21 protein-coding genes are annotated in these 23,114 nt (G+C 74.0%); 11 read left to right on the top strand and 10 right to left on the bottom strand.

The features are described from left to right. The first annotated feature begins 39 nt into the window (after positions 1-39). Together RBJ77_RS20005 and RBJ77_RS20010 are read left to right on the top strand one after the other, a co-directional pair. On the top strand, positions 40-705 hold the full coding sequence (locus tag RBJ77_RS20005; protein ID WP_372346266.1) for a TetR/AcrR family transcriptional regulator: 666 nt from the start codon (positions 40-42) through the stop codon (positions 703-705). Positions 706-899: 194 nt separating this feature from the next. Beyond that, entirely contained in the window at positions 900-2,261 is a 1,362-nt protein-coding gene (locus tag RBJ77_RS20010) for an MFS transporter (protein WP_372346267.1), read from the top strand. A gap of 61 nt (positions 2,262-2,322) precedes the next feature. On the opposite strand, the gene RBJ77_RS20015 is transcribed toward RBJ77_RS20010, so the two are convergent. The 3 genes from RBJ77_RS20015 to RBJ77_RS20025 all read right to left on the bottom strand — a co-directional run bounded on the left by RBJ77_RS20015 (position 2,323) and on the right by RBJ77_RS20025 (position 6,019). Further along, complete coding sequence (locus tag RBJ77_RS20015) at positions 2,323-4,308, bottom strand: choice-of-anchor P family protein (protein ID WP_372346268.1); 1,986 nt, start codon at positions 4,306-4,308, stop codon at positions 2,323-2,325. Positions 4,309-5,094: 786 nt separating this feature from the next. After that, positions 5,095-5,649, bottom strand: a complete 555-nt coding sequence (locus tag RBJ77_RS20020) for a YciI family protein (RefSeq protein ID WP_372346269.1) — start codon at positions 5,647-5,649, stop codon at positions 5,095-5,097. A 136-nt stretch (positions 5,650-5,785) separates the two neighbouring features. Next, entirely contained in the window at positions 5,786-6,019 is a 234-nt protein-coding gene (locus RBJ77_RS20025; protein ID WP_372346270.1) for a hypothetical protein, read from the bottom strand. Between the two features lie 173 nt (positions 6,020-6,192). On the opposite strand from RBJ77_RS20025, the gene RBJ77_RS20030 reads away from it, so the two are divergent. Together RBJ77_RS20030 and RBJ77_RS20035 are read left to right on the top strand one after the other, a co-directional pair. Continuing rightward, positions 6,193-7,830 (top strand): GH25 family lysozyme, encoded by a 1,638-nt coding sequence (locus tag RBJ77_RS20030; RefSeq protein WP_372346271.1) that lies wholly within the window; start codon positions 6,193-6,195, stop codon positions 7,828-7,830. A gap of 109 nt (positions 7,831-7,939) precedes the next feature. Then, entirely contained in the window at positions 7,940-8,617 is a 678-nt protein-coding gene (locus tag RBJ77_RS20035; RefSeq protein ID WP_372346272.1) for a TIGR00266 family protein, read from the top strand. A 9-nt stretch (positions 8,618-8,626) separates the two neighbouring features. On the opposite strand, the gene RBJ77_RS20040 is transcribed toward RBJ77_RS20035, so the two are convergent. Beyond that, positions 8,627-8,914 carry a YkvA family protein gene (locus RBJ77_RS20040; RefSeq protein ID WP_372346273.1) on the bottom strand — a complete coding sequence of 96 codons (288 nt, stop codon included), beginning with the start codon at positions 8,912-8,914 and terminating at the stop codon, positions 8,627-8,629. Between the two features lie 37 nt (positions 8,915-8,951). Next, positions 8,952-9,746, bottom strand: a complete 795-nt coding sequence (locus tag RBJ77_RS20045) for an SDR family NAD(P)-dependent oxidoreductase (protein WP_372346274.1) — start codon at positions 9,744-9,746, stop codon at positions 8,952-8,954. A 165-nt stretch (positions 9,747-9,911) separates the two neighbouring features. Between RBJ77_RS20045 and RBJ77_RS20050 the strand changes: the two genes are divergently transcribed. Both RBJ77_RS20050 and RBJ77_RS20055 read left to right on the top strand, forming a co-directional pair. Beyond that, positions 9,912-10,685 (top strand): SDR family NAD(P)-dependent oxidoreductase, encoded by a 774-nt coding sequence (locus tag RBJ77_RS20050; RefSeq protein WP_372346332.1) that lies wholly within the window; start codon positions 9,912-9,914, stop codon positions 10,683-10,685. A gap of 89 nt (positions 10,686-10,774) precedes the next feature. After that, entirely contained in the window at positions 10,775-10,945 is a 171-nt protein-coding gene (locus RBJ77_RS20055; protein ID WP_255976464.1) for a hypothetical protein, read from the top strand. A gap of 9 nt (positions 10,946-10,954) precedes the next feature. On the opposite strand, the gene RBJ77_RS20060 is transcribed toward RBJ77_RS20055, so the two are convergent. Beyond that, the gene (locus tag RBJ77_RS20060; RefSeq protein ID WP_372346275.1) at positions 10,955-11,470 is read right to left on the bottom strand and encodes a DUF5709 domain-containing protein; all 516 of its coding nucleotides are present in this window, start codon (positions 11,468-11,470) and stop codon (positions 10,955-10,957) included. 167 nt (positions 11,471-11,637) lie between these two features. Between RBJ77_RS20060 and RBJ77_RS20065 the strand changes: the two genes are divergently transcribed. Further along, positions 11,638-12,258, top strand: coding sequence for a TetR/AcrR family transcriptional regulator (locus RBJ77_RS20065; protein WP_372346276.1), 621 nt, complete (start codon positions 11,638-11,640; stop codon positions 12,256-12,258). Between the two features lie 12 nt (positions 12,259-12,270). Here RBJ77_RS20065 and RBJ77_RS20070 read toward each other — a convergent pair whose 3' ends face one another. Continuing rightward, positions 12,271-12,657, bottom strand: a complete 387-nt coding sequence (locus RBJ77_RS20070) for a hypothetical protein (RefSeq protein WP_372346277.1) — start codon at positions 12,655-12,657, stop codon at positions 12,271-12,273. Positions 12,658-12,804: 147 nt separating this feature from the next. On the opposite strand from RBJ77_RS20070, the gene RBJ77_RS20075 reads away from it, so the two are divergent. Further along, complete coding sequence (locus tag RBJ77_RS20075; protein ID WP_372346278.1) at positions 12,805-14,145, top strand: SLC13 family permease; 1,341 nt, start codon at positions 12,805-12,807, stop codon at positions 14,143-14,145. A gap of 596 nt (positions 14,146-14,741) precedes the next feature. After that, complete coding sequence (locus RBJ77_RS20080) at positions 14,742-15,284, top strand: Ser-Thr-rich GPI-anchored membrane family protein (RefSeq protein WP_372346279.1); 543 nt, start codon at positions 14,742-14,744, stop codon at positions 15,282-15,284. A gap of 257 nt (positions 15,285-15,541) precedes the next feature. Here RBJ77_RS20080 and RBJ77_RS20085 read toward each other — a convergent pair whose 3' ends face one another. Genes RBJ77_RS20085 through RBJ77_RS20095 form a run of 3 tightly spaced genes read right to left on the bottom strand, consistent with a single transcriptional unit; the run spans position 15,542 to position 19,526 of the window. After that, positions 15,542-18,190, bottom strand: coding sequence for an FUSC family protein (locus RBJ77_RS20085; protein WP_372346280.1), 2,649 nt, complete (start codon positions 18,188-18,190; stop codon positions 15,542-15,544). Further along, positions 18,187-18,666: a MarR family winged helix-turn-helix transcriptional regulator gene (locus tag RBJ77_RS20090; protein ID WP_372346281.1), complete on the bottom strand. Its 480-nt coding sequence runs from the start codon at positions 18,664-18,666 to the stop codon at positions 18,187-18,189. The genes RBJ77_RS20085 and RBJ77_RS20090 overlap by 4 nt, the downstream gene beginning before the upstream one ends. A 47-nt stretch (positions 18,667-18,713) precedes the next feature. Continuing rightward, a complete protein-coding gene (locus tag RBJ77_RS20095) occupies positions 18,714-19,526 on the bottom strand; it encodes a helix-turn-helix transcriptional regulator (RefSeq protein ID WP_372346282.1) in 813 nt (270 codons plus the stop codon). A gap of 111 nt (positions 19,527-19,637) precedes the next feature. Here RBJ77_RS20095 and RBJ77_RS20100 point away from each other — a divergent pair, with 111 nt between their 5' ends. Both RBJ77_RS20100 and RBJ77_RS20105 read left to right on the top strand, forming a co-directional pair. Beyond that, entirely contained in the window at positions 19,638-20,372 is a 735-nt protein-coding gene (locus RBJ77_RS20100) for an SDR family oxidoreductase (protein ID WP_372346283.1), read from the top strand. Between the two features lie 76 nt (positions 20,373-20,448). After that, positions 20,449-23,049 carry an AAA family ATPase gene (locus RBJ77_RS20105; RefSeq protein WP_372346284.1) on the top strand — a complete coding sequence of 867 codons (2,601 nt, stop codon included), beginning with the start codon at positions 20,449-20,451 and terminating at the stop codon, positions 23,047-23,049. Positions 23,050-23,114 lie beyond the last annotated feature (65 nt).

Raw genomic sequence — 23,114 nt, forward strand, 5'->3', positions numbered from 1 at the left:
ACAGCACAGGCCAGCCGTCCTCCCGCCCGAAGGATCCTCATGACCACTGTCGAAGAGCCGGCGCGACGCGAGGGCCGCATCCGCGACGCGGCCCGCACGAAGGCCGAGATCCTCGCGGTCGCCACGGAGGAGTTCGCCCGCGCCGGGTACACGGGCGCCCGGGTCGACGAGATCGCCGCCCGCACCCGCACCACGAAGCGGATGATCTACTACTACTTCGGCGGCAAGGAGCAGCTGTTCACGGCCGTCCTGGAGCGCAGCTACGCGGTGATCCGGCACGCGGAGCGGGATCTGGACGTCGAGCACCTCGACCCGGTCGCCGCGATCCGCCGGCTCGCCGAGCTGACCTTCGACCACCACGAGGCGCACCCGGACTTCATCCGGCTGGTCAGCATCGAGAACATCCACGACGCCGAGCACATCACCGCGTCCGAGACGCTCAGCTCCCTCAACTCGCCGGCGATCGACGTGATCCACCGGATCCTGGAGGCGGGCCGCGCCGAGGGGCTCTTCACCGCGGACGTGGACGCGGTGGACCTGCACGCGATGATCAGCTCGTTCTGCTTCTTCCGGGTCTCCAACCGGCACACGTTCGGCGCCCTGTTCGGCCGCGACCTGACGGCCGCCGACCGCCGCGAGCACTACCGGACGATGCTCGGCGACATGGTCATCGCCTATCTCACGGCCGGACGTCCGGCCGGCTGACCCGCACCGCGCCCCGGCAGCCTTCCTTCGGCACGACCCCTTGACAGGTGGGTGACACCGGCGCAACATCCGTAGCCACCCACTACTAACTATCCAGTGGGTTAATTAGCCGGACGTGCTTCCGGCCCAGCCGACCCGCTCACCCCACAGGGCCCCGGCACCTCTCCCCTTCTCGTCCCCCCGAAGGAGCCCGTGTGTCCGTCCCCGCCGCACCGCCCCGCGCCCCGCAGGGCCAGCCGCGCAAAGCGGCGCTCGCCGCCTGGATCGGCAGCGCCCTGGAGTACTACGACTTCTTCATCTACGGCAGCGCCGCCGCCCTCGTCTTCCCGAAGGTGTTCTTCGACGAGTCGGACCCGGCGAACGCCACGCTGCTCTCGCTCGCCACGTTCGGCGTGGCCTACGCCGCCCGGCCGGTCGGCGCCTTCTTCCTCGGCCACGTCGGGGACCGCCTCGGCCGCCGCAAGATCATGGTGTTCACGCTGGTCCTGATGGGCCTGTCGACGTTCCTCATCGGCTGTCTGCCCACCCGGGACCAGGTCGGCGGCCTCGCGCCGCTCCTCCTCGTGCTCTGCCGGGTGCTGCAGGGCATCTCGGCGGCCGGCGAGCAGGCCAGCGCCGGATCGATGACCCTGGAGCACGCACCGGCCCACCGCCGCGCCTACTTCACCAGTTTCACGCTCAGCGGCACCCAGGCCGGGCAGCTCCTGGCCACGCTCGTCTTCCTGCCGATCGCGGCCCTGCCCGAGGACCAACTCCTGTCCTGGGGCTGGCGGATCCCGTTCTGGCTGAGCGTCGTGGTCGCCGTCGTCGGCTACGTCATCCGGCGCACGCTGCACGAGACGCCGGAGTTCTCCCGGCAGACCAACACCTCCGGCGGCGTGGCACGGCTCCCGCTCGCCGTGCTGCTGCGCGACCACTGGGCGGACGTGCTGCGGGTGATCGCGGGCGCGCTCGTCGCGTCGGTCAGCACGATCTTCACCGTGTGGGCGCTGTCGTACGCGACGAGCGACGCGGTGGGCATGGATCGCTCGGCCATGCTGTGGGTGGGCGCCCTCGCCAACCTGGTCGCGCTCGGCACGATCCCGCTATGGGCCCGGCTGGCGGACCGCATCGGACGCCGCCCCGTCTACCTCGTCGGCGCGGCGGGCAGCGCGCTGCTCATGTTCGGGTACCTGTGGGCGATCTCCACGGGCTCGTACGCGCTCACGTTCACGCTCGGCATCCTCGCCTTCGGCGTCGTCTACAGCGCGGCGAACGCGGTGTGGCCCGCCTTCTACGGCGAGATGTTCCCGACGCGGGTGCGCCTCTCCGGCATGGCGATCGGCACCCAGATCGGCTTCGCCGTGGCCGGGTTCGCGGTGACGTTCGCGGCGCAGATCGCGGGTCCCGACGGCGCCGACTGGTTCGCGGTGGCCCTGTTCACGGCGGCGCTGTGCCTGCCGCCGGTCGTCGCCGCGCTCACGGCGCGCGAGACGCACCGGGTGCCCACCGAGGAGCTCGGTGAGCGGCCGGTGGCCGGGGCGCGGGTGGCCGACGCCCGGGAGGCGACGGTCTGAGCGGGTCACGTGCCGGTGTCCCGGCCGTCGGCGACGGCCGGGACACCGTACTGCCCTGCGGTCAGCCGCAGTTGTGCGCCGCCGAGGCGCTGGAGGCGACCACGATGTCCACGGCGCCGGCCAGCGCGGTCAGATGCACCGCGTTGACGGTGAGGCCGTCACCGGTCGCGAGCTGCTCGTTGACGACGAGCTTGGCGCCCGCGCCGAGATCCACGGTGACGTTCGGCGCGTCCCCGATGTCGACGGGCGCGCCCGCGATCTTCAGCGTCAGGTCCGTGCTGCCCTTCGTCGCCGAACAGCTGCTCTGCGCCGACGAGGTGACGCCGGACAGCTCGACGACCGGGAGCCCGGCGAGACCGATGCGGGCCTTGGCGACGGTCGCGGACGCCGTGGCACCGCTCGGTCCCGTCCGCGTGGTGACGTCGGCGCACAGGGCGTCGGCGGACAGGACGAGGGCGCTGACGCTCTGCGTGCAGGGCGGCGCCGTGCGGCCCGCGCCCGCCGTGCGGACCTGCCCGGTGTCCGGGGTGGGCCCGGTGACGACCGGCAGACCGAGGACGGACACCTTGCCGTACAGACCGTAGGCCCGCCCGGTCACGTACTGGAGCTGCAGCTCGGCGCCCGCCTCCGACGCCTTGTACGCGTCGTCGCCGGCGAACTTCGCGGCGACCGGCACGGTGGCGTCGGCCGTGAGCGCCTGCTCGACCGACAAAACGGTGCAGGCCGCCACGCCCTTCGCGTCGGACTTCCCCGTACAGGTCTGCGCCGTGTCCCCGGTGCCGAGCGCGAAGGAGACCTCGCGGTCGGCGACGGGGGCGCCGCCCTCTTTCTCGGTGAGCGTGGCGGACAGCTCCGCGGGCGAGCCGTTGGAGAGGGTCTTCGTCCCCGTGTAGGCGAGCGCGGTGTCCTTCGGCTGCGGGGGCTGCACCACGCCCTCGCCCACGTCCAGCAGATCGGCGTCGATGGCCATCGTCACGCCGCCGTACGTCTCCGAGACATCGCCGGAGTACTGCCGGATGCGCTGGTGGTCCGCCCACAGGTGGTCCGGGATCTGCGGGTCGGCGGTGTCGGCCGGCGGCTCGCCCGCCTCGCCGCCGGGGGCGACCCAGCGGGCGAAGTCCACGACGTCGGGCTGGGTGTAGCCGGTGCCGTCCTGGGCCACGAGGTCGACGATCAGCGAGGACACGCTCCCGTAGGCGCCGGAGACGTAACCGAGTTCGTGGACGGTCGTGGTCCACGCCTCCAGGAAGTCCAGGACCCGGCCGGTGACCGCGCCGCCCCGCGCGTAGTGCTCCATGTTGTAGTAGAGGACCGAGCCCTCGCCGAAGCCGAGGCCCTGCGCCTGGGCGACCGCGTCCCGTGCCGATGCCGCGCCCTGCGCCTGCGGGTCGGTGATCACCTCGCAGTCCTCGTCGCAGCTGCCGGCACTGCGTTCGGCCTGCGGGCCGACGTAGATCGGGAAGAACCGCCAGCCGTTGTCGTACTGCGTCTGCACCCACGCCGCGTCGAAGTCCGGCGGGCAGCCCGCGTTCACCCCACCGATGTAGACACCGACGGCGCTGTACGGGGACGACTCCTGCCAGGCGTTCATCTGCTGGGTGGAGGGCGCCTCGCACTTGTCGAAGCCCTTGCCCTGGAAGGACGTGGCGTCCTTGGGCACGGCCTGGATCGACGGCTGCGGCCTGGCACTCGGGGCCGGGCTCGCGTCGTCGACCGGCAGGTCCGCGCTGCGCAGCACGTCCTGGACCGCGTCCTTGTCGCGTCCGTAGACGGCGGTGACGGTGATGCCCGCGGCGTCCGCCCGGTAGGTCTTCGCCGTGCGGTTCTCGGTGACGTGCGCCGCGCGGTGGGCGTCCGCGCCCTTGACCGGCTCCACGAGGAGCGCCTCGGTGCGGCCCAACTCCTTGGCCGGACAGTTCTGTTGTGTGCCGGGCGTGCCGAGGTAGACGGCGTGCCGGTCGAAGCGGACGCAGCTGTCCGGCGCCTTGTCGAGGTCGACGACGTCCCAGGACGCGGGCACGGTGAACGTGCGCCCCTGGTAGGTCACTTGGTGGGTGCGGTCCGCGTCGGGCGTGGCCGCGAGGGCCGTGCCCGGCAGGGCGGCGACGGTGAGTGCGGTGGTCGCGAGCAGCGCGGAGAGCGTGAGCAGGGCGCTGCGGGCAGGACTGCGGAGACGTCTGTGCCGAGTGATGGTTTCCCCCTGAACCGGGCGCCGCCAGGACGTGGCGGCGCGACTCCAGCTGTGACCCCGGCGACAGTGCGGTACCGGTGTGGTCCCGTCAATCGAACGCGTGCGGCGCGGTACGTCAACCGGCCGCGGCCGGGCGGGAGTCACCGCTGGGCCGTGCGTTCGGAATGTGGTGTGAGGGGTCGGTGAAGCGGCGGGTCAGTGAGGTGGTCTCCGACGTGGGGCGGGACGGGCGAGCACAGAAGTTTCGCGGGGTCTTCACGTGGCGGGTTGTCCGGATATCGGCTGCGGTAGGGGACATTCCGGAGCGTCGCCGAGCGCGGGTCCGGTGGGGCTTCTCGCGCCGTTCCCCGCGCCCCTGAGAGGCGCACTTCGTGCGCCGTCTCATGGGTCGCCCGAGGGGCAGCGGCGAAGCCGCACGCCCCCAGGGGCGCGGGGAACTGCGCGAGCAACCACGACGCTCCCGCACCCGGCAAACAGACAGGTGCGGCCACGGGCCTTTTGGGGGCGCGGGGAACTGCGCGAGAAGCCCCACCGGACCCGCGGTCGGCAAACAACCACTCGCACCCACGGCGCGCAGTCGGCTTTCCAGGGGCGCGGGGAACTGCGCGAGCAACCACGGCGACGCCCGCACCGGACCACACCTCAGCGACGTCCGCCGAACTCCCAGTCGTGGACCTCGACCACGGCATACCGGTCCCCGCGGAGCACGGCGCGAGCCGCCTCCCGGTCAGGGGCCCGCACCAGCGCCACCGTCCCCACCCACGTCGCCCCGTCATCGGACAGCAACGGCCCGAACGCGATCAGGTCGTCCCGGTCGGCCGGCGCCGGCACGGCCTGCTCGTCGCCGCCCCGCTCACCGAGCCCGAGCACGAGATAGCGGTTGCCCCCGGTGCGGCCGCCCGCGAACTCCCACATCGTGCGCCCCAGTTCGTTGCGCCACCGCCGCACCAGCACGTCCCGGTACGCACCGGCCTGATAGCTCGGCTCGTCGAACGCGAACGCCCGCGCGGCCGCCGCGTCGGGCACGTCGACGATGTGCACGCTGCCGGTGAGGGTCTCGCCGTCGGCGGCGAACGTCGGGCCGCGCGCGACGAGCTGCTCGGCGTACCCGTCCATGTAGGACCAGTGCGCCTCGGTCAGCTCCTCGCGCAGCGGGCGGGAGCCGGGCCGGTCGCGGTGGTAGCAGAAGAACTCCATGCCGCAGACTCTCGCCGAGCGGCGGCGCGTTCTCAACGGAATTCCCCGCCCCTGACGCACACCGGGCGCCTCCCCGCGCCCCCGCTACGACCATGTCCCGGCCCCCGGCCCTTCGTTGGGCACGGCACCCGCGGCGTCACCGCCCCGTCTCCCGGCTGTGCGCGAGCAGCGCCGTGGCGAAGGCGGTCAGCGCGGACGTCAGGCGGACGGCCCGGGCGACTCCGCCGGGCACGAAGGGCAGCACGACGAGCGCGGGCAGCGTGGCGGCCGTCGTCAGGAACAGGGCCGGCACGGTCAGGGCGACGAGCAGCGCACGGGGCGCCGCTCCGGTACCCGGGCCGCGGGACGGCAGGGACAGGGGCACGATCATGTACGTCTCCGGTGGCGGGGATCCCGGTGGTGGCCGGGGCGACGACGACGGACTGTGCCAGGCGGGGAGTCGTCCTGCCCGCCGGTGCCGCGTCCGCCCTGGTGAGGTCGGGACAACCCGGGGGTTGTCCCGCACGGCGCCGGACGGGTACGCCGCGCGGAAGGGCGGTGCGGATGTCCGGCACCGGTCCTGAATCCCGCCGACCCCGCCCCCGCGGGGGCCGCTCCCCCGCCCCGGTACGGGCAGAGACGCCCCAGGCCGAGGAGTTGGCCACGTATCTGCGGTCGTTGGTGCACCGCAGCGGTCTGACGTACGCCCAGCTGTCGGGACCGGTCGGCTACTCGACCTCGCAGCTCGGCGTGTATCTGGGCGGCAAGGTGCCGCGCGAGGACTTCGTGGTGCGGCTGGTGCGGGCGACGTGCCCGCACCCGCGGGACCGCGCCGTCTGCCGGGAGCGGGCCCTCGCGCTGCTGCGGGCGGCGCGGCAACCCGCTGCCGTGGCGCCCGGGCCCGCCGATCCGGCCGCGCTGGTGGACGTGTACGAGCGGCTGACCCGGGCGCTGGAGGCGCAGGCGGAGCTGGAGCGCGCCCGCAGCCGGTCGCAGCAGCTCGTCCTGCTCCTGCTGCACCTCGTGAACCACCTCAAGCGCCAGATCGACGAACTGGCCGTGCCGGGCGCGCGGACGACGGCGGACGGCGTCCCGGCGGGCGTGGCACTGACCCGTGCGGAGCGCCGGCACGCCCATGCCCGCGACGAGCTGTCCCTGGCCCGGGTCCGGCTGGACCGGATCGAGCGGGTCGCCGCCCGGTTGCGCACCCGGATCACGGGCCTGGACCGACAGGTGCGGGCGCTGAACGGCACCGTGCCGGACCGGGCGCCGGCGCCCGACGCGGAGGCGACGGTCCCGGCGCTGCCCCGGACCGCCGACACCGACACCGACACCGACGGCATCACGGCGGGCCTGCGCCGGGTCCATGCCGTGAACCAGGAGGAGGACCGGGCCCTGGACCGCCTGGAGCGGACCCTCGCGGCGGACGGTCCCGCACGGCCACGCACGAACCTTCGGCTGCGGGCCGCCCTCGCGCTGCTCGCCGCCGTCGTCACCGGCGGCGCCGCGGTGGCCGGGTACCTGCTGGCCGCCGCAGGGTCCGGTTCCGGCGGCGACGACCGCGGGGGCAGGACGTCCGCGGCCGCCTTCCCCGTGCACGGCACCGACGTGTCCTCCTACAGCCGCGACAACGACTGGGAGGCGCTCGGTGCGGCCCAGCAGTTCGCCATGATCAAGGCCACCGAAGGCACCCGCTTCGTCAGCCCGGCACTGCGCGACCAACTCGTCGGCGCCCGCTCGGCGGGACTGATCACCGGCCTCTACCACTTCTTCCGCACCGACGCGGGCGGCGCCGCACAGGCCCGCCACTTCCTCCGGCAGGCGAAGGAGGTCGGCTACACGGGGACCGGCCGGGGTGAGCTGCCGCCGGTCCTCGACCTGGAGGCGGCCTTCGCGACACCCGAGCCGAAGGTGTCGGAGGTGCTCGCCTTCCTGCGGACCGTGCAGGACGCGACGGGTGAGCCACCGATCGTCTACGTCAGGGACGCCTACGTCCGCGACCAGCTGCACGGCACGACGGCCCTCGCCCCGTACCCGCGCTGGCTGCCCGACTTCGACCCGGAGGGGAACGCGCCGCGCCGGGACGACTGGCTGTTCTGGCAGTACTCGTCCGAAGGGCCGGTGCGGGGCGGCGGCGGGGGCGAGAGCGTGTTCCACGGCAGCCTGGCGGAGCTGCGGCGGCGGGCCCACTTCCGCGCCTGACCGCACCGGGCCGCTCGCCCGTCCGGCAGGCCCGGAACAGCCGATGGTCGACGGGCTCGCGACTTTCGGCCGAGGCGGTGCACGGCCGGCGCTTCGTAGGCTCGGAGCCATGGAGATCGACGTACGACACAATCCCTCGTTCGCGGTGGCCCGAGTGCACCTGGCCGCCGGGGAGACCGTCCGGGCCGAGTCCGGGGCCATGATGGCGACGTCCGGCGGCATCGCCGTGGAGGCGAAGGCCGAGGGCGGGCTCATGAAAGGACTCAAGCGCAGCGTGATGGGGGGCGAGTCGCTGTTCGTCACCCGGTTCACGGCGGACGCCGAGGGCGGCTGGGTGGATCTCGCGGCGCAGCTGCCGGGCGACGTGACGGCCGTCCCGGTCGACGGCGCCCTGAACCTGGCGCGCGGCGCGTGGCTCTGCTCGTCGGACGGCGTCGAGCTGGAGACGAAGTGGGGCGGGTTCAAGAACCTGGCCGGCGGCGAGGGCGGCTTCCTGGTCCGCGCCGAGGGCCGGGGCCAGGTGGTCGCCGCGTGCTACGGGGCCCTGGACGAGGTCGAGTTGAAGCCGGGCGAGCGGTTCGTCCTCGACTCGGGCCACCTGGTCGCGTTCGGCGACGAGGTCACGTACACGACGCGCAAGGTGACGCGCGGGCTGATGCAGACGCTGAAGTCCGGGGAGGGCCTCGTCTTCGAGTTCACCGGCCCTGGACGCCTGTGGACCCAGAGCCGCAACCCTGGAGCCCTCGTCACCTGGCTCACGGCGAAGCTCCCCTTCAGCCGGGGCTAGCGGCCTGGGCTAGAGCTTGTCCGGCTCGATGCCTTCGCGCCGAGCCGCCGCGTGCAGCGCCTTCAGAGCGACCAGGAGCAGCCCGATGTCGTCCAGGTAGACGGGGTCGGGCAGCAGGTCGACCGGCGAGATCGTGTAGAGCACGGCGACCCAGAACAGGGCCTTGCTGCGCAGCGGGATGCCCGCGTCGAGCAGCAGTCTGCGCGCCTTGACCACGCGCACCAGGAGCACCCCGGTCACCACCAGCATGGCGAGCGCGGCCAGGGCTGCGAGCGTCAGCCAGGTGCGATTGTCCATGCCGTCCGTTGTACCCCCGGTCCGCCCGTGGCACCGCTCACGGCAGGATGGAATCCACGTATCCGCCGTCGACGCGCAGTGCGCCCCCGGTCGTCGCCGACGCCTGGTCCGAGCCGAGGTAGACCACCATGTTGGCGATCTCCTCGGGTTCGATGAGGCGCTGCAGCAGGGACTGCGGGCGGTACTCGCGCATGAACGCGCGCTGCGCCTCGTCCCACGGCAGGTCCCGGTCGACGAGTTCGTACACGAAGTCCTCGACGCCGCCGGTGTGCGTGGGGCCCGCGAGGACCGAGTTCACGGTGACGCCGGTGCCCGCGGCGCGCTTGGCGAATCCGCGGCTGACGGACAGCAGGGCCGTCTTCGACATGCCGTAGTGGATCATCTCGGCCGGTACGACGATCGCCGAGTCGCTGGCGATGAACTGCACGCGTCCCCAGCCGCGTTCCATCATGCCGGGCAGGTACCTGCGGGTCAGGCGGACCCCGGCGAGGACGTTGATCTCGAAGTAGCGCCGCCACTCGTCGTCGCTGATCTCCAGGGGTTCGGCGGAGCCGAAGACGCCGAGGTTGTTGACGAGGAGGTCGACCTCGGGAAGCGCCTCGCCGGCCTGCCGTGCACCGTCCTCGGTGGCGACGTCCGCGACGACCGGGACGAGGTCGGCGCCGGGCGTCTCGGCGGTCAGGCGCGCGATGCTCCGTTCCACCCGCTCCGCGGAACGTCCGTTGACCCCGACCCGGGCTCCCGCCCGGGCGAGGCCGGTGACGATCGCCGCCCCGATGCCCTGGGTGGATCCGGTGACGAGCGCCGTGCGGCCCTTCAGATCGATCAGCATGGACAACCTCTTCGGTCGTGGCGGGGCGTCGCACTTTCTGGACTTGCCGGTCCATTTTCTCGATGCGACCTTTGCTTCCACGGTCTCCCACGAACGACGGAGCAGCACATGGACAGCACGGACACGCACATGGACGCACGTACGGACACGCACACGGACACGGACATGGCCACGCGTACGGACGCGCTCACGAGCGCGCGTACGGACGCCCCTCTCGCGGGCCGCACGGCCCTGGTCACGGGGTCGACGGACGGCATCGGCGCCGCCATCGCCCGGACCCTCGCCGCACGCGGGGCCGACGTGATCGTCAGCGGGCGCAGCGCGGAGCGCGGCCGGGGCGTCGTCGACGCCATCGCGGCGGCGGGCGGACGGGCCCGGTTCGTCCGCGCCGACCTCGCCGACGGTGCCGGCGTCCGGGCGCTCGCCGAGGCGGCAGGCCCGGTGGACATCCTGGTCAACAACGCGGCGATGCTGATCACACCGAGCCCCACCGCCGAGGTCGCGGAGGAGCTCGTCGACGGCGCGCTGGCGGTGAACGTGAAGGCGGCCTTCCTGCTGACCGGCCTCGTCGCGCCGGGGATGGCGGCGCGGGGCGGCGGCGCCATCGTGAACCTGGGGTCGGTCAACGGTCTGCGCGGCGCCGCGCACTCCGCCCTGTACAGCGCGACGAAGGCGACGGTGCACTCGCTCACGACATCGTGGGCGGCCGAGTACGGTCCGCAGGGCGTCCGCGTCAACACGGTCGCGCCGGGGCCGACGGTGACGGACAAGACCGTCCTGCTGATGGATCACATCCAGCCCATCCTGGACCGAACGCCCGCGGGCCGGGCGGGCCGGGCCGAGGAGGTCGCCGCCGCCGTGGCCTTCCTCGCCAGTGACGACGCGGCCCACGTCCACGGCGCCACGCTCACCGTCGACGGCGGGCTGACCGCGGTCTGAATCCGTCCCCGGGTGCGCCCGGCCGTCCGCCACGCGACGATGGGCCGGAACTCCCGGACGCACCGGAGTCGGAATACGGAGGACGTGTCGTGCTCATCTACGTCGCGATGGCTCTGGGCGGGCTCAGTGTGGTCTGCATAGGCGTCACGGCGCGCCGGATGGCGACGGACGACGTCGCGCTCGGCCCGCCGGTGATCGCTCTGGTCACGGCGTTCGTCGCGGTCGCCCTGATGCTGACGGCCACCGCGATGGGGCACTGACCCCACCCGTCACCCCGTGAAGCCGGGGTCCTCGTCGTCCACCACGTGCACGGCGGCCTCCTCGGCCGACGCCGCGCCCCCGCCGAGGCCGACGTCCTCGGCGAGCATGTCCTTCTCGGCGTCCTCGTGGGCGCCCTCGTCCGGGGCCAGCAGCCGGCCCGCCCGCCGGTTCCCCACCTCCTCGTCGAGGGGTTCGCCGTCACCGTCGCGCCAGTCGCCGATGCCGTCGTCCCCGTCGCCGTCGTCGGACTCCAGGGCCTCCAGTTCCTCGAGAACGGAGTCGGGGCGTTCCTCCGACAGCCGCTCGTCGAGGGTCTCCCCCGCCATCCGCTCCGCCGCCGTGACGCCCGTGTGCTCGACGCCCAGCGGGCGCTCCGGCGGCGACCACCCCTCGTCGTAGGGGTCGACGCCACGGTCGTTGAGGGTGTCCTCGACGTCGAGGATGCCCTCGTCCTCGTGTGCGTCCGGGTCGCCGGGCTGGTAGACCTCGTCACCCATGGCCGCCTCGTCACTCCGTTCGGTCATTCGGTGTCACCTCGACTCACTGCCGCCCGTCACGTATCCAGCCTGCGCCCGCTCACACGTCCCGGCCCCCCGGGCGAAGAAATTCCTGTGTGGCACCTTCTCTACCGACCAGTGTGCGAAGAATGATCGGATTACGCAGCGCCAGGCGTCCACGGAGAGGACCTCGCATGTCACCAGCGGTACCGACCGGGCCCAGGCTCACCGCCAAGGGGGCGCAGACGCGGCGCCGCATCATCGACGGGGCCGCCGCCGAGATCCGGGAGCGGGGCGCGGCCGGGACCACGCTTGACGACGTCCGGGCCCGTACGTCGACGAGCAAGAGCCAGATCTTCCACTACTTCCCCGGCGGCAAGGAAGAACTGATCCTGGCCGTCGCCGCCGCCGAGGCCGACCAGGTCCTGGCGGACCAGCAGCCGCACCTGGGCCGGCTCGACGGATGGGCGGACTGGCAGCAGTGGCGGGACGTCGTGGTGCGGCGCTACGAAGCACAGGGCGTCCACTGCCCGCTGGGCGTCCTGATCACCGAGCTGGGCCGCGCCACGCCCGCCGCCCAGGAGCTCACCGCCCGGCTGCTCGACCGCTGGCAGGCGGCCCTGCGCACCGGCGTCGAGACCATGCAGCGGCGCGGCGAGATCGATCCGGCGCTGGACGCGGACCGCACCGCCGCGGCCCTGATCGCCGCCGTGCAGGGCGGCGTGGTCATCCTCATGTCGACCGGCCGGATCTCCCACCTGGAGGCCGCGCTGGACACCACCCTGGCGCTGCTGCGCGACTCCGCGCGGGTCTGACCGGCGGGCCGGTCAGCCGGCGTGGGGCACGACGACGATCTGCACGTCGTCCTCGTAGACCACGCGGCCCGGGTCCACGGACCTGACCTGGCGCACGGCGACGCCGTGCGCCGCCAGGATCTCCAGGTAGCCGTCGATCCGCTCGAAGAGATGCGTGGCGGAGGGCTTGAACCACGCGGCGGCACCGGGATTGACCGCCGGGTCGTACACGGTGGCGTCGACCGTGGACGGATCGGTGTACGCGGCGTCGTACCAGGCGTTGTTCACCCGCCGGAACTCCTCCTGCTCCGCGGTGAGCGCACCGGCCCGGCCCAGGTTGTTGACGAGCCCGAACACGCCCTTGAAACGGCCGTGTTCATCGGGCGCAAGCGACTGGTATCGCACGTACTCGATCATCATCGGGCGATCCTCCCATGCGGCACCCGTGGCGCGAGATGCCCGTGTGCAAGTCATTGACAGGGTGACCGGACGCGGGGAAATTGGCCGGGCCACTCCCAATTGGCTGAGCCACTCGGCCAATTGACCCGTTCCCTCCTGGAGTCGCCCGTGTCCGCAGAGCTGTTGTCGATCCTCGTTCTCGCGGTGATCTTCGTGATCGCCACCACCCGCTCCGTCAACATGGGCGCCCTCGCGTTCGCCGCGGCCTTCGCCGTCGGCGGGCTCGCCGCCGATCTCGACGCCGACGCCGTGTTCGCCGGATTCCCCGGCGACCTGTTCGTGGTCCTCGCCGGGGTCACCTACCTGTTCGCCATCGCCCGCGCCAACGGCACGACCGAGTGGCTGGTGCACGCCTCGGTCCGGCTGGTGGGCGGCCGGGTCGGACTCATCCCCTGGGTGATGTTCGCCGTCACGGCCGCGCTCACCGCGATCGGCGCGGTCAGCCCCGGCGCGGTCGCCATCGTGGCACCGCTCGCGCTCGGGTTCGCCGCCCAGTACGGGATCAGTCCGCTCCTGATGGGCATCATGGTGGTGCACGGCGCGCAGGCCGGCGGCTTCTCGCCGACGAGCGTGTACGGCTCGACGGTGAACAGCATCGTCGACCGCGAACACCTGCCGGGCAACGAGGGCATGCTCTTCCTGGCGAGTCTCGTCGTGAACACCGTCATCGCCGGCATCGTCTACGCGGTCCTGATGCGCCGCGGCCGCGTTCCGGCCCGGGCGGCGCGGCCCGTGGCGGCGACCGTCGGCGGCGGCTCCGCCGACGCGCCCGAGGACACGGCGGAACCGGCGGAACCGGCGGCAGCGGGCTCCGACGTCCCGGCTCCCGGCCCCGCCCCGCGTCTCGACGTGCCGATCGCCGCGACGCTCACCGGCCTGGTGGCGCTGGTCGCCGGCGCCCTCCTGTTCGACCTCGACGTCGGCCTGACCGCGATCACGATCGCGGTGGTGCTGAGCGTCGTCTGGCCCGCCACCAGCAGGACGGCCGTCGCGGAGATCTCCTGGTCCACGGTGTTCCTGATCTGCGGCGTCCTCACCTACGTCGGCGTCCTCGACGAGATGGGCACCATCAAGTGGGCGGGCGAGGCCGTGAGCGACATCGGCGTCCCGCTGCTGGCCGCGCTGCTCCTGTGCTACATCGGCGCGATCGTCTCGGCGTTCGCCTCGTCCGTCGGCATCATGGGCGCCCTGATCCCTCTCGCCGTGCCGTTCCTCGCGGCGGGCGAGGTCGGCGCCGTGGGCATGGTGGCGGCGCTCGCGGTCTCCGCGACGGTGGTCGACGTGAGCCCGTTCTCCACGAACGGCGCGCTGGTCCTGGCGAACGCGGAGCACGCGCAGGACGCGGACCGGGAGCGCTTCTTCCGCCAGTTGATGGTCTACGGGGCGGGCGTGGTGATCGTGGCGCCCGCCCTGGTGTGGCTGGCGTTCGTGGTCCCCGGGGTCGGCTGAGTGACCGGGGGGGTCCGGGGGTCGGCTGAACGATCGGCGGGTCCGGGCGGGCTCGACTGATCGACCGGCGGATCCCGAGCTCGGCCAAGCGCCCGGCGGGTCCGAGCGGGCTCGACTGATCGACCGGCGGATCCCGAGCTCGGCCAAGCGCCCGGCGGGTCCGAGCGGGCTCGACTGGCCGCCCGGGCAAGTTCCGGGCGCGCCCGAACGAGCAGCAGCTCCCCGGCACCTGAGCGCCCGGGCGACTCGCCGGCACGACCGAACGACCAGCCCCCCGGCACGGCCGAACGACCGGCAGCTCCCCGGCACAGCTGACCGCCCGGGCAGGTCCCGCGCTCGGCTGACCGCCCGACGGACCCCGGGTTCGGGCACGCCCGACGGGCTCCCCGGCACAGCTGACCGCCCGGCGGCCCCGGGCGCGCGGACGCGCGGGCGCGAGGATGCGCGCAGGCGCCCGGGCTGTCCTGTCGAGCCCGCCGCTTCGGGGACAGGGTCGTACCCCATGGGGTGGGCCTGCCCCCGAATCCCTTTCTTGATCTTGCCGGGGTGGGAGGGGTTCTCCTGTCCGCCCGTCCCCTCCGGAACGAGGTCGTCGCATGCGCCGCACCGGATTCCTTTCCCCCCTGCTCGCCCTGGCCGCCGCCCCGCTGCTCGCGTTCGCACCGGCCGCCGGACCGGATCCCGGCCTGTCCGTGACCGCCCCGGCCGCGGGATCCGTCCACCAGGCCGGTGGCACGGTGTTCGTGACCTGGCAGAACTCCACCGGGCAGGAGGTCGACATGTGGCTCGTGCGGGGCGGGACGGCCCGCGTGGTGCAGCTCGCCGCCAAGCTCGGCGACGCCCCGACCGGCGAGACGGCGACCGTGCTGCCGCCCCTCCCGGAGGGCGGGGGCTACGCCATCGAGCTGGCCAGCCGCGACGGCTCCGCGCGCGGCTACAGCCCGTCGTTCAGCGTGGGCCCCGACGCCCGGCTGCCCGGCCCTCCCCCGGCCGCAAGCCCCGGCAGCACGCCGACGACGAGGCCGGCCCCCGCGGCACCCGCCCCCGCGCCCGCGACGGCGGTCCAGCCGCCCGCACCCCAGGCCGCCGCGCCGATCACCGACCCGAGCGCGATCCGATCCCGGCGCACCGCACCGTGAAGTAGGGCGTGTCCGGCCGGCTGTGCACGGCGGGGCCGAGCCCCAACAGGACGCTCCGGCACACGACTTGACCGCCCCACACGCCGACGTCGAGGGCGCCGGGAACGGCCAGGGCGAGCGCGCTGACCGCGGCGGCCAGGCCGAAGAGTCCGACCGCCGTCGCAGCCGTCGCCGCCGCCGTCGTCCCGTACGCGTCCGTCAGCAGGAACGCCAGAACGGTCCCAGAGCGGTCCGGAACACGCCGTACGCGACTTCGGCTAGCTCCCGCCCCCGAGGCGGATGTCGTACCGCACCGTGCCCGACGGCCGCTCGACGGCGACGAGTTCGGCGCGCGGCGCGTGCCGGGAGGCGGAGACCACCAGGGTGTGGGTGCCGGCGGGCAGCCCCTCCAGGAGGTAACTGCCGTGCGTGACGGGTGACTTGGCGAGGCGCTTGCCCCGGGCGCTGATCAGGGTGACCCAGGCGGGGCAGCCCGCGGGGTGCGCGGCGCACTCCACCGAGCCGGTGACGCGCGCCGTTCCCGGGGACGCCGGGCGGGGCGGCCGGTGGTGCGGTTCGTCCCAGGCCGCGATCAGGGCGCGGGTCCTGCGCTGCATCGGGGAGGCCGGGGGCGGTGCGGTGCGGCCGGGCGCGGCGACCGGGAGGCCGGACTGCTCGGCGTAGGCGGCGAGGGTCTCGTCGAGGGCGTCGAGTTCGCGCAGCGCGGTCCGCAGCCGGCGGGCACGCTCCCCGTCGGGGGCGGGGGCCAGTTCAGTCTCCAGCTCGCGGATCAGCGGGCCGGTCCGTCGCCAGGCGCCCTCCGGTTCCCCTGTGGCGAAGAACCGGTCGAGCTCCTTGAGGGAGGCGACGAGCGTCTGGGTGACGAGGCGGGCGCGGTCGGCGAGGCGCGGGGCGAGGTCGACGTCGATGTCGGCGGCCGCGGCCAGCGCGCGGGCGTGTCCGGTGGCCGTCGCCAGGAGCGCCACCCGGTGCTCGGCGGCGGGGCCCCGGACGCCGACGGGCATCCGCACCAACGGGCGGGCGACGCTGCGCACTTGGAGGAGTGCGGCGTCCACGGCGCGGGCCGCGCCACGCAGCCGTACCGGGGTCTCCGGCGCGCCCCAGCGCTCCTCGACCTGCTGGACGACCTGGGCGAGTGCGACGACGTAGCCGCGCTCGGCCTCCTTGACGACGGTGCGGCGGGACAGCGGGAAGATCAGCGCGGCGCAGGCGGTGGCGACGAGTATGCCGATGCCGTTGTCCAGGAGCCGCTCGCCGAGGAGGTGGTCCATGGCGCTGTCGGGCGTGGTCAGGGCGTACAGCTGGACGAGGGCGACGACGAGACCGGTCACCCAGCAGGCGTAGGCGCGCTGCATGCCCCAGGCGCCGAAGGAGAGGCCGAGGACGATGACGGTGAGGGTCGCGTACACGTGGTCGCGGCCGATGAGGTGCAGGACGACGAGGCCGAGGACGGCGCCGACGGCGGTGCCGACCATGCGGTGGCCGAACTTGCGCAGCCGTTCGTGGGTGGTGTTGGTGCCGAACAGCGTGATCATGACGCCGACCAGGCCCCAGTAGAAGCGGTGCGGGTCGATGGCGTCGGCGAGGGGGCAGACGATCGCGGCGGCCACCGCGGCGTGCGCGGGGACGCGGACGAACGGGATGACGCGGCGCCAGCCGGTCTCCGTGTCGGCGGCGAGTACCCGGCGGGTGGGGCCGGCCGAGCCGGGCAGCCGGTTGTTCTCGAGGGCGACGGTCGGCAGGAAGGGGACGTCGGACGGGTCGGCGGCGGCGCGCCTGCCGAGCGTCAGCCAGCTGTGCAGGGCGTCGGCCAGGGAGTCCAGGAGGTGTCCGACGCGGCGGGCGAGGACGGCCGCCTCGACGTCGTCGGCGGGTGCGGCCGGGTCGCTCAGGATCGCCTCGGCGCGTTCCTGGACGTGCCGGGCGGCCGGGTACAGGCCGTCGGCGCGGCCGAGCGGGGTGTCGCGGGCGAGCACCAGGCCGACGGCGAGTGCCTCGCGGAGCCCTTCGGGGACGGGGCGGCGGGTGAGGTCCTGGACGGCCTGGCCGATGCCGCGCAGGGCGAGTTCGGCGTCGAAGAGGTGCCGGTGGAGGAGTTCGGCGGCGGCCGGGTCTGCGGCCACCTCGGGCTGGGCGAGGCGCCCGTCGATGGTCACCGTGGTGGTGTTGAGGCGGCGCAGGGAGCGGCTCATGCGGCGCACGGCGCGGTCGCGGTCCGTGTCCGGGTCGAGCGCGTCCACGGCGGCGTCGGCCACCCGGCGCGCCTCGACGACGAAGGCGCGCTGGGTGCGCAGCAGGTCCTCGCGCGGCATGGGGTAACAGAGCAGCAGCCGGGTCGCGAGGACCGCGGCGGCGGAGACGAGGGCGACGGCGAACGCCTTGCCGACGAGCGCGGCCGGGATGCCCGCGAGCATGCCGACCATCAGGCCGTTGAACAGCATCATGCCGGTGATCAGGGCCATCGGCCCGAACCTGGCGAGGAAGAAGGTGAGGGCGAGCGCCGCGATCATCAGGACCATCTGCGGCACCCGCCGCCCGTTCAGCGACGCGCACAGCCACAGCACGGCGGTGTACGGGAACGGCATCCACAGGATGGCGCGGGCGAGCCCGTCCCAGGTGTTCTCGGCGACGGCGAACGCGCTCATCAGGCCCATCATGCCGGCGACCATCATGCCGATCATGGGCGGGAGGTCCAGCGCGCCGGCCATCCAGTAGCCCACGGCGAGCGAGGTGACCATGGCGACCGACGAGCGCCATCCGGCCTGGAGCTGGCCGAGTCCGGGGTCGGCCGCGAGCACCCGGTCCCACCATCTGCGCGGTCCGGCGACCCGGTGCGGCGCGAGGTCCGTGCCGGGTGCGGTGCCGCTGGTGGCTGATGTGTCCGGCAGTGTGCCCGGGGTGGTCAACTGGCCTCCGATTCCATGGCGTTCACAAGAGTGGCGATCGCATCCCGCGCGGCCGAGACCGCGCGCTCCGAGTCCTCGATGCCGCCGTCGAGCGCGTCGAGCAGGGCCGTGGCCATCAACTGCCGTCCACGTTCGAGCAGTTCGCGCCCGGCGGGCGTGAGGGACGTGTGGACGGCGCGCCGGTCGTCGGCGCAGCGCTGCCGCTCGACGAGCCCGGCCTCCGCCAGTCTCTGCAGCAGGACGGTGACCCGGGGCTGCGCCATCCCGGTGCGGGCGGCGAGCCCGGTGACCCGGCTCGGTCCCGCCTCCAGCGCGTCGAGCAGGGCGACCTGACTGCGGGTGAGTCCGAACTCCCCCGCCCTGAAGAGGGATTGGGTCAGGTGACCGAGCCCTCGCAGCAGTCCACGGGCTGCACTTTCGATGCGCCGGGCCTCCGAGACGTCGGCGGGTTCCACGGACGCCGAGGATAGATGCATACGGAAAGTATATGCATGCCGTATACACGCTCCTGGCGGCGGGGGCGCTACGACCCGTCCTGCTCGGCGTAGATCACCAGGGTCTGCTCGGGCCGTCCCGCGGTGTGGAACGCCGTGTACGCGTACGTGACCACGCCCCGCCCGCGCACCCGCAGGCGCTTGTGCCCGCCGCGGCGCGCCTCCACCTCGAACCGCGGCCACCACTCCCGCACCTCGGCGCACCCGTCCTTCAGCTCCTCGACGAGCCGCTCGTACCGGGGGTCCCCCGGATGCCCGCCGGCCAGGGTCCGCACCCGCGCGAGCAGCCCCCGCGCCTCGGGCTCCCAGTCCACCAGGACCTCGCGCGCCTCGGGCGCCAGGAAGGTCCACCGGACGAAGTTGGGCGGCCGCCCCCCGTCGGTGACGAGGCCGGGGAAGACCTCCTCGGTGGCCGGGTTGTGGCTCAGCACGTCGTACGTGCCGTCGATGAGGTACGCCGGGTGCGGCTGGAGGAGGTGCGGGACGGCGGCGACCTCCGGCGCGAGCGCCTCGGCCGCCGCGGCCTCGCCCGCCGGGGCCCGTCCGGCGAGCCGGAAGAGGTGGTCGCACTCGTGCGGCCCGAGCCGCAGGGCGGTCGCGAGCGCCTGGAGCGCCTGGTCCGACGGGCGGATGTCGCGGCCCTGTTCGAGGTACGTGTACCAGGTCGCGCTCATCCCGGCGAGCAGCGCCAGCTCCTCCCTCCGCAGACCGGGCGTGCGGCGGCGCCCCGTCGCCGGGAGCCCAGCCTCGCGCGGCGTGATCCGCTCCCGGCGGCTGCGCAGGAAGGCCCCGAGCTCCTGACGTCTCTCCTGCGCGTCACGCCTCTCCTGCGCGTCCGCCATGGTGACTACCACCTTTGATTCCAGAATAAGCGGGCTCTGGATACCAGATTAAACCGGTCGCACACTCGATCCGTAAGAGCAGCGGACCGGCAGGGACTGAGGACGATGGGCATGTCTGGCATCAACGGCAAGGTCGTGGCGATCACCGGCGCGAGCAGTGGGATCGGCGAGGCGATCGCACTGTCGCTCGCCGAGCGCGGTGCGCGTCTCGTGCTGGGAGCGCGGCGCGCGGACCGGCTCGAGGCGCTGGCCGCGCGGATCGAGAAGGCGGGCGGCGAGGCCGTGCCGCTGCGGACGGACGTGACGCGGCCCGACGACATGAAGGCCCTGGTCGGGCTCGCGGTCGAGCGGTTCGGCCGGCTCGACGTGCTGGTCGGGAACGCGGGCGTGGCCACCGTCTCTCCCCTCGACGAGCTGCACACCGACCGGTGGGACGAGATGGTCGACGTCAACATCAAGGGCGTGCTGCACGGGATCGCCGCGGCGCTCCCGGTCTTCCGGGCGCAGGGGAGCGGGCACTTCGTGACGACCGCGTCCACGGCGGCGTACCGGGTGGTCCCGTCGATGGCCGTCTACGCGGGGACGAAGTTCGCGGTGCGGGCCATCTGTGAGGGGCTGCGCCAGGAGGCCGGCCCCCAGTTGCGGGTGACCACGGTCCTGCCCGGGGTGACGGCGACGGACTTCGCCGTCCCGTCACCGCAGGAAGAGGTCCCTGCCGCGCTCGCGGCACTGCGGGACATCGCGATCCCGCCGGCCGCGATCGCACGGGCCGTCGCCTTCGCGATCGAGCAGCCCGCCGATGTCGACGTCAACGAGATCGCGGTGCGACCGACGGCGCAGAGCTGAACGACGCCTCCGGCGATGTGCGTACCCGCCCCGGCACCCGCCCCCACGGCCCGCCGTCCGGTGGGAGAATCCGGGCGTGAACGGGGGGATCCTCGAACGGGATCTCGAACTGGACCGACTGGCCGCCGCCGTACGGGACGCCGTGGGCGGCGCCGGTTCCGTGGTGCTCGTGCTCGGCGAGGCCGGGATCGGCAAGTCGAGCCTGGTGCGGGCGCTGCCCGGGGTGCTGCCCGCCGGGGCCCGGCTGCTCGTCGGCCACTGCGACGATCTGACCACCGGCCGCCCGCTGGGCCCGCTGCGCGACCTCGTCGGCCGGATCGGCACCGAGCTGGCCCGGGCGGTCCGGGACGCCGGCGACCGGCAGCGGGTCTACGAGGCACTGCACGCCGAACTCGCGCGCGCCCCGCATCCCACGGTGCTGGTCGTGGAGGACGTCCACTGGGCCGACGACGCCTCGCTCGACGCCCTGCGCTATCTCGTGCGCCGGGTGGAGCGCCTGCCCGCGGTGGTCGTCCTGACCTACCGGGACGACGAGCTGAGCCGCGGCCACCCGCTGCGCCAGCTGCTCGGGCAGGTGTCGGGCGCGGCCCGCGTGCACCGGCTGCCCCTGGCCCGGCTCTCCCGGGACGCGGTCACGACGCTGAGCGAGACGGCGTCCCTGGACCCCGCCCAGGTGTACGCGGTGACGTCGGGCAATCCGTTCTACGTCGCCGAGGTCGTGGCCGCGGGCGGCACCGGCGAGGTGCCGCCAACGGTCGTCGACGCGGTCCTGGCACGGCTGCGCGGGCTCGACGACTGCGCGCGCGACGCCCTGGAACAGCTGGCGGTGGTCCCCTCCGCGGTGCAGCGGTCCCTGGTCGACGCGCTGCTGCCGGGCGAGGACGGGGCGCTCGCCGCGGCGGAGCAGCACGGGCTCCTGGAAGTGACGGCCGACCGCGTGGCGTTCCGGCACGAGATCATCCGGCGGGCCGTGGCCGACTCGCTGCCCGCGGCGCGCCGCATCGCCCTCGACCGTGCGGTGCTGGCCGCACTGATGGCGGCGCCGGACACCGACCGCTCCCGGATCGTGCACCACGCGGCGGCGGCCGGGGACCTGGACGCGATCGCCCGGTTCGGCCCCGGCGCCGCGCGGGACGCCGCCCGCGCGGGCGCGCACCGCGAGGCCGCCGCCCATCTGCGTCTGGTGCTGCACCGGCGCGAGCACTACGGTCCGCGCGAACTGGCCGATCTGCTGGAGCAGTTCGCCGTGGAGAGCTACACCATCGGCGACTCGGGGGCGGCCGTCGCCGCGCAGCGCGACGCGGTGGAGCTGCGCCGGGGCCTCGGGGACCTGCGCGCGCTCGGCGCCGATCTGCGCTGGCTGTCCCGGATCCACTGGTGGGCGGGGGACGCCGACGCGGCGCAGGCGGCGGCGCGCGAGGCACTGCGCGTCCTCGAACGGGCCGGTGACGAACGCCTGTTGGCGCTCGCGCTCAGCAACACGGCGCAACTGCGCATGCTGTCCGACGAGAACGGGCGGGCCATCGAGTTCGGCGAGCGGGCCATCGTCCTGGCCAGGGCGGCGGGCGACGCGGCGATCCTCTCGCACGCGCTGAACAACGTCGGCAGCGCCCGCTGGCGCTCCGGGGACCCGTCGGGGCAGCGGCAGCTGGAGGAGAGTCTGGAGGTCGCGCTCGGCGCCGGCGAGGTGGAGCACGCGTGCCGGGCCTACGCCAACATCATCTGGTTCCTGCTCGACCTGCTGCGCTTCGAGGAGGCCGACCGGTTCCTCTCCCCCGCCATCGAGCTGGCCGACCGCGCCGAGTACCTCGGGTTCCTCACCTACCTCCAGGTGGAGCTGGCGCTGCGGAAGTTCGCGGCGGGCGACTGGACGACGGCCGAGCGGTACGCACGGCTGGGCGCGGACGTGTTCCCGCCCGCCCGCTGCCCGGCGCTCACGGTCCTGGCCCGGGTGCGGATCCGGCGCGGCGACACCGGCGGCGCCGAACTCCTCGACCAGGCCTGGCAGATCGCGCTCGGCACCCGCGAGCTGCAGCGCACCGGTCCGGTCGCGGCCGCCCGGGCGGAGGCGGCCTGGCTGCGCGGGGACCGGGCCGGGGTGGTCGCGGCGGCCGAATGGGTTCACGCCAGGGCCCGCCGCCTGTCCGCGCCGCCGCACCGCGCCGAACTCGGCTACTGGCTCACCAAGGCGGGCAGGCCGGTGCCGCCGGACGACTCGGGCCACCCCTACGCGCTGCAGGCCGCGGGCCAGTGGGACAAGGCCGCGCGGCTGTGGCGGGAGGCCGGGTGCCCGTACGAATACGCGGCGGCCCTCGCGGAGAGCCCGGACCCGGCGGTCAAACTGGGCGCGCTCACCACCCTGGACGGCCTGGGCGCGGTCCCGCTGGCCCGGCTGGTCCGCGCCGAGCTGCGCGAGCTCGGCGTACGGCGCGTCCCGCGCGGCCCGCACGCGGCGACCCGGCGCAACCCCGCGGGCCTGACCGACCGTCAACTCCAGGTGGTGCGCTGCCTGGTGGACGGAATGACGAATCCCGAGATCGCGGACCGGCTGGTGGTCTCCGTGCGCACCGTCGACAACCACGTGCGGGCGGTCCTGGAGAAGCTCGGCGCGCCCACGCGCCGGGCCGCGGCCCGGCGTGCGATGGAGCTCGGGCTGCTGTCCCGGGACGAAACGTAGGTAGATCCCGGGCCCGAGGTGGGTGGCCGCCACGGATGCCGGGGCGTGCGCCGCCGCCGTAGAAC

The sequence above is a fragment of the Streptomyces sp. KL116D genome, assembly GCF_030766975.1.
Taxonomy (GTDB): Bacteria; Actinomycetota; Actinomycetes; order Streptomycetales; family Streptomycetaceae; genus Streptomyces; species Streptomyces longispororuber_A.

Coding starts and splice junctions, on each gene's coding strand:
- RBJ77_RS20005 (WP_372346266.1), top strand. CDS start 40: ATGACCACTGTCGAAGAGCCGGCGCGACGCGAGGGCCGCATCCGCGAC.
- RBJ77_RS20020 (WP_372346269.1), bottom strand. CDS start 5,649: ATGGAGTTCTTCTGCTACCACCGCGACCGGCCCGGCTCCCGCCCGCTG.
- RBJ77_RS20025 (WP_372346270.1), bottom strand. CDS start 6,019: ATGATCGTGCCCCTGTCCCTGCCGTCCCGCGGCCCGGGTACCGGAGCG.
- RBJ77_RS20030 (WP_372346271.1), top strand. CDS start 6,193: ATGTCCGGCACCGGTCCTGAATCCCGCCGACCCCGCCCCCGCGGGGGC.
- RBJ77_RS20035 (WP_372346272.1), top strand. CDS start 7,940: ATGGAGATCGACGTACGACACAATCCCTCGTTCGCGGTGGCCCGAGTG.
- RBJ77_RS20040 (WP_372346273.1), bottom strand. CDS start 8,914: ATGGACAATCGCACCTGGCTGACGCTCGCAGCCCTGGCCGCGCTCGCC.
- RBJ77_RS20045 (WP_372346274.1), bottom strand. CDS start 9,746: ATGCTGATCGATCTGAAGGGCCGCACGGCGCTCGTCACCGGATCCACC.
- RBJ77_RS20050 (WP_372346332.1), top strand. CDS start 9,912: ATGGCCACGCGTACGGACGCGCTCACGAGCGCGCGTACGGACGCCCCT.
- RBJ77_RS20060 (WP_372346275.1), bottom strand. CDS start 11,470: ATGACCGAACGGAGTGACGAGGCGGCCATGGGTGACGAGGTCTACCAG.
- RBJ77_RS20065 (WP_372346276.1), top strand. CDS start 11,638: ATGTCACCAGCGGTACCGACCGGGCCCAGGCTCACCGCCAAGGGGGCG.
- RBJ77_RS20070 (WP_372346277.1), bottom strand. CDS start 12,657: ATGATGATCGAGTACGTGCGATACCAGTCGCTTGCGCCCGATGAACAC.
- RBJ77_RS20080 (WP_372346279.1), top strand. CDS start 14,742: ATGCGCCGCACCGGATTCCTTTCCCCCCTGCTCGCCCTGGCCGCCGCC.
- RBJ77_RS20090 (WP_372346281.1), bottom strand. CDS start 18,666: ATGCATCTATCCTCGGCGTCCGTGGAACCCGCCGACGTCTCGGAGGCC.
- RBJ77_RS20095 (WP_372346282.1), bottom strand. CDS start 19,526: ATGGCGGACGCGCAGGAGAGGCGTGACGCGCAGGAGAGACGTCAGGAG.
- RBJ77_RS20100 (WP_372346283.1), top strand. CDS start 19,638: ATGTCTGGCATCAACGGCAAGGTCGTGGCGATCACCGGCGCGAGCAGT.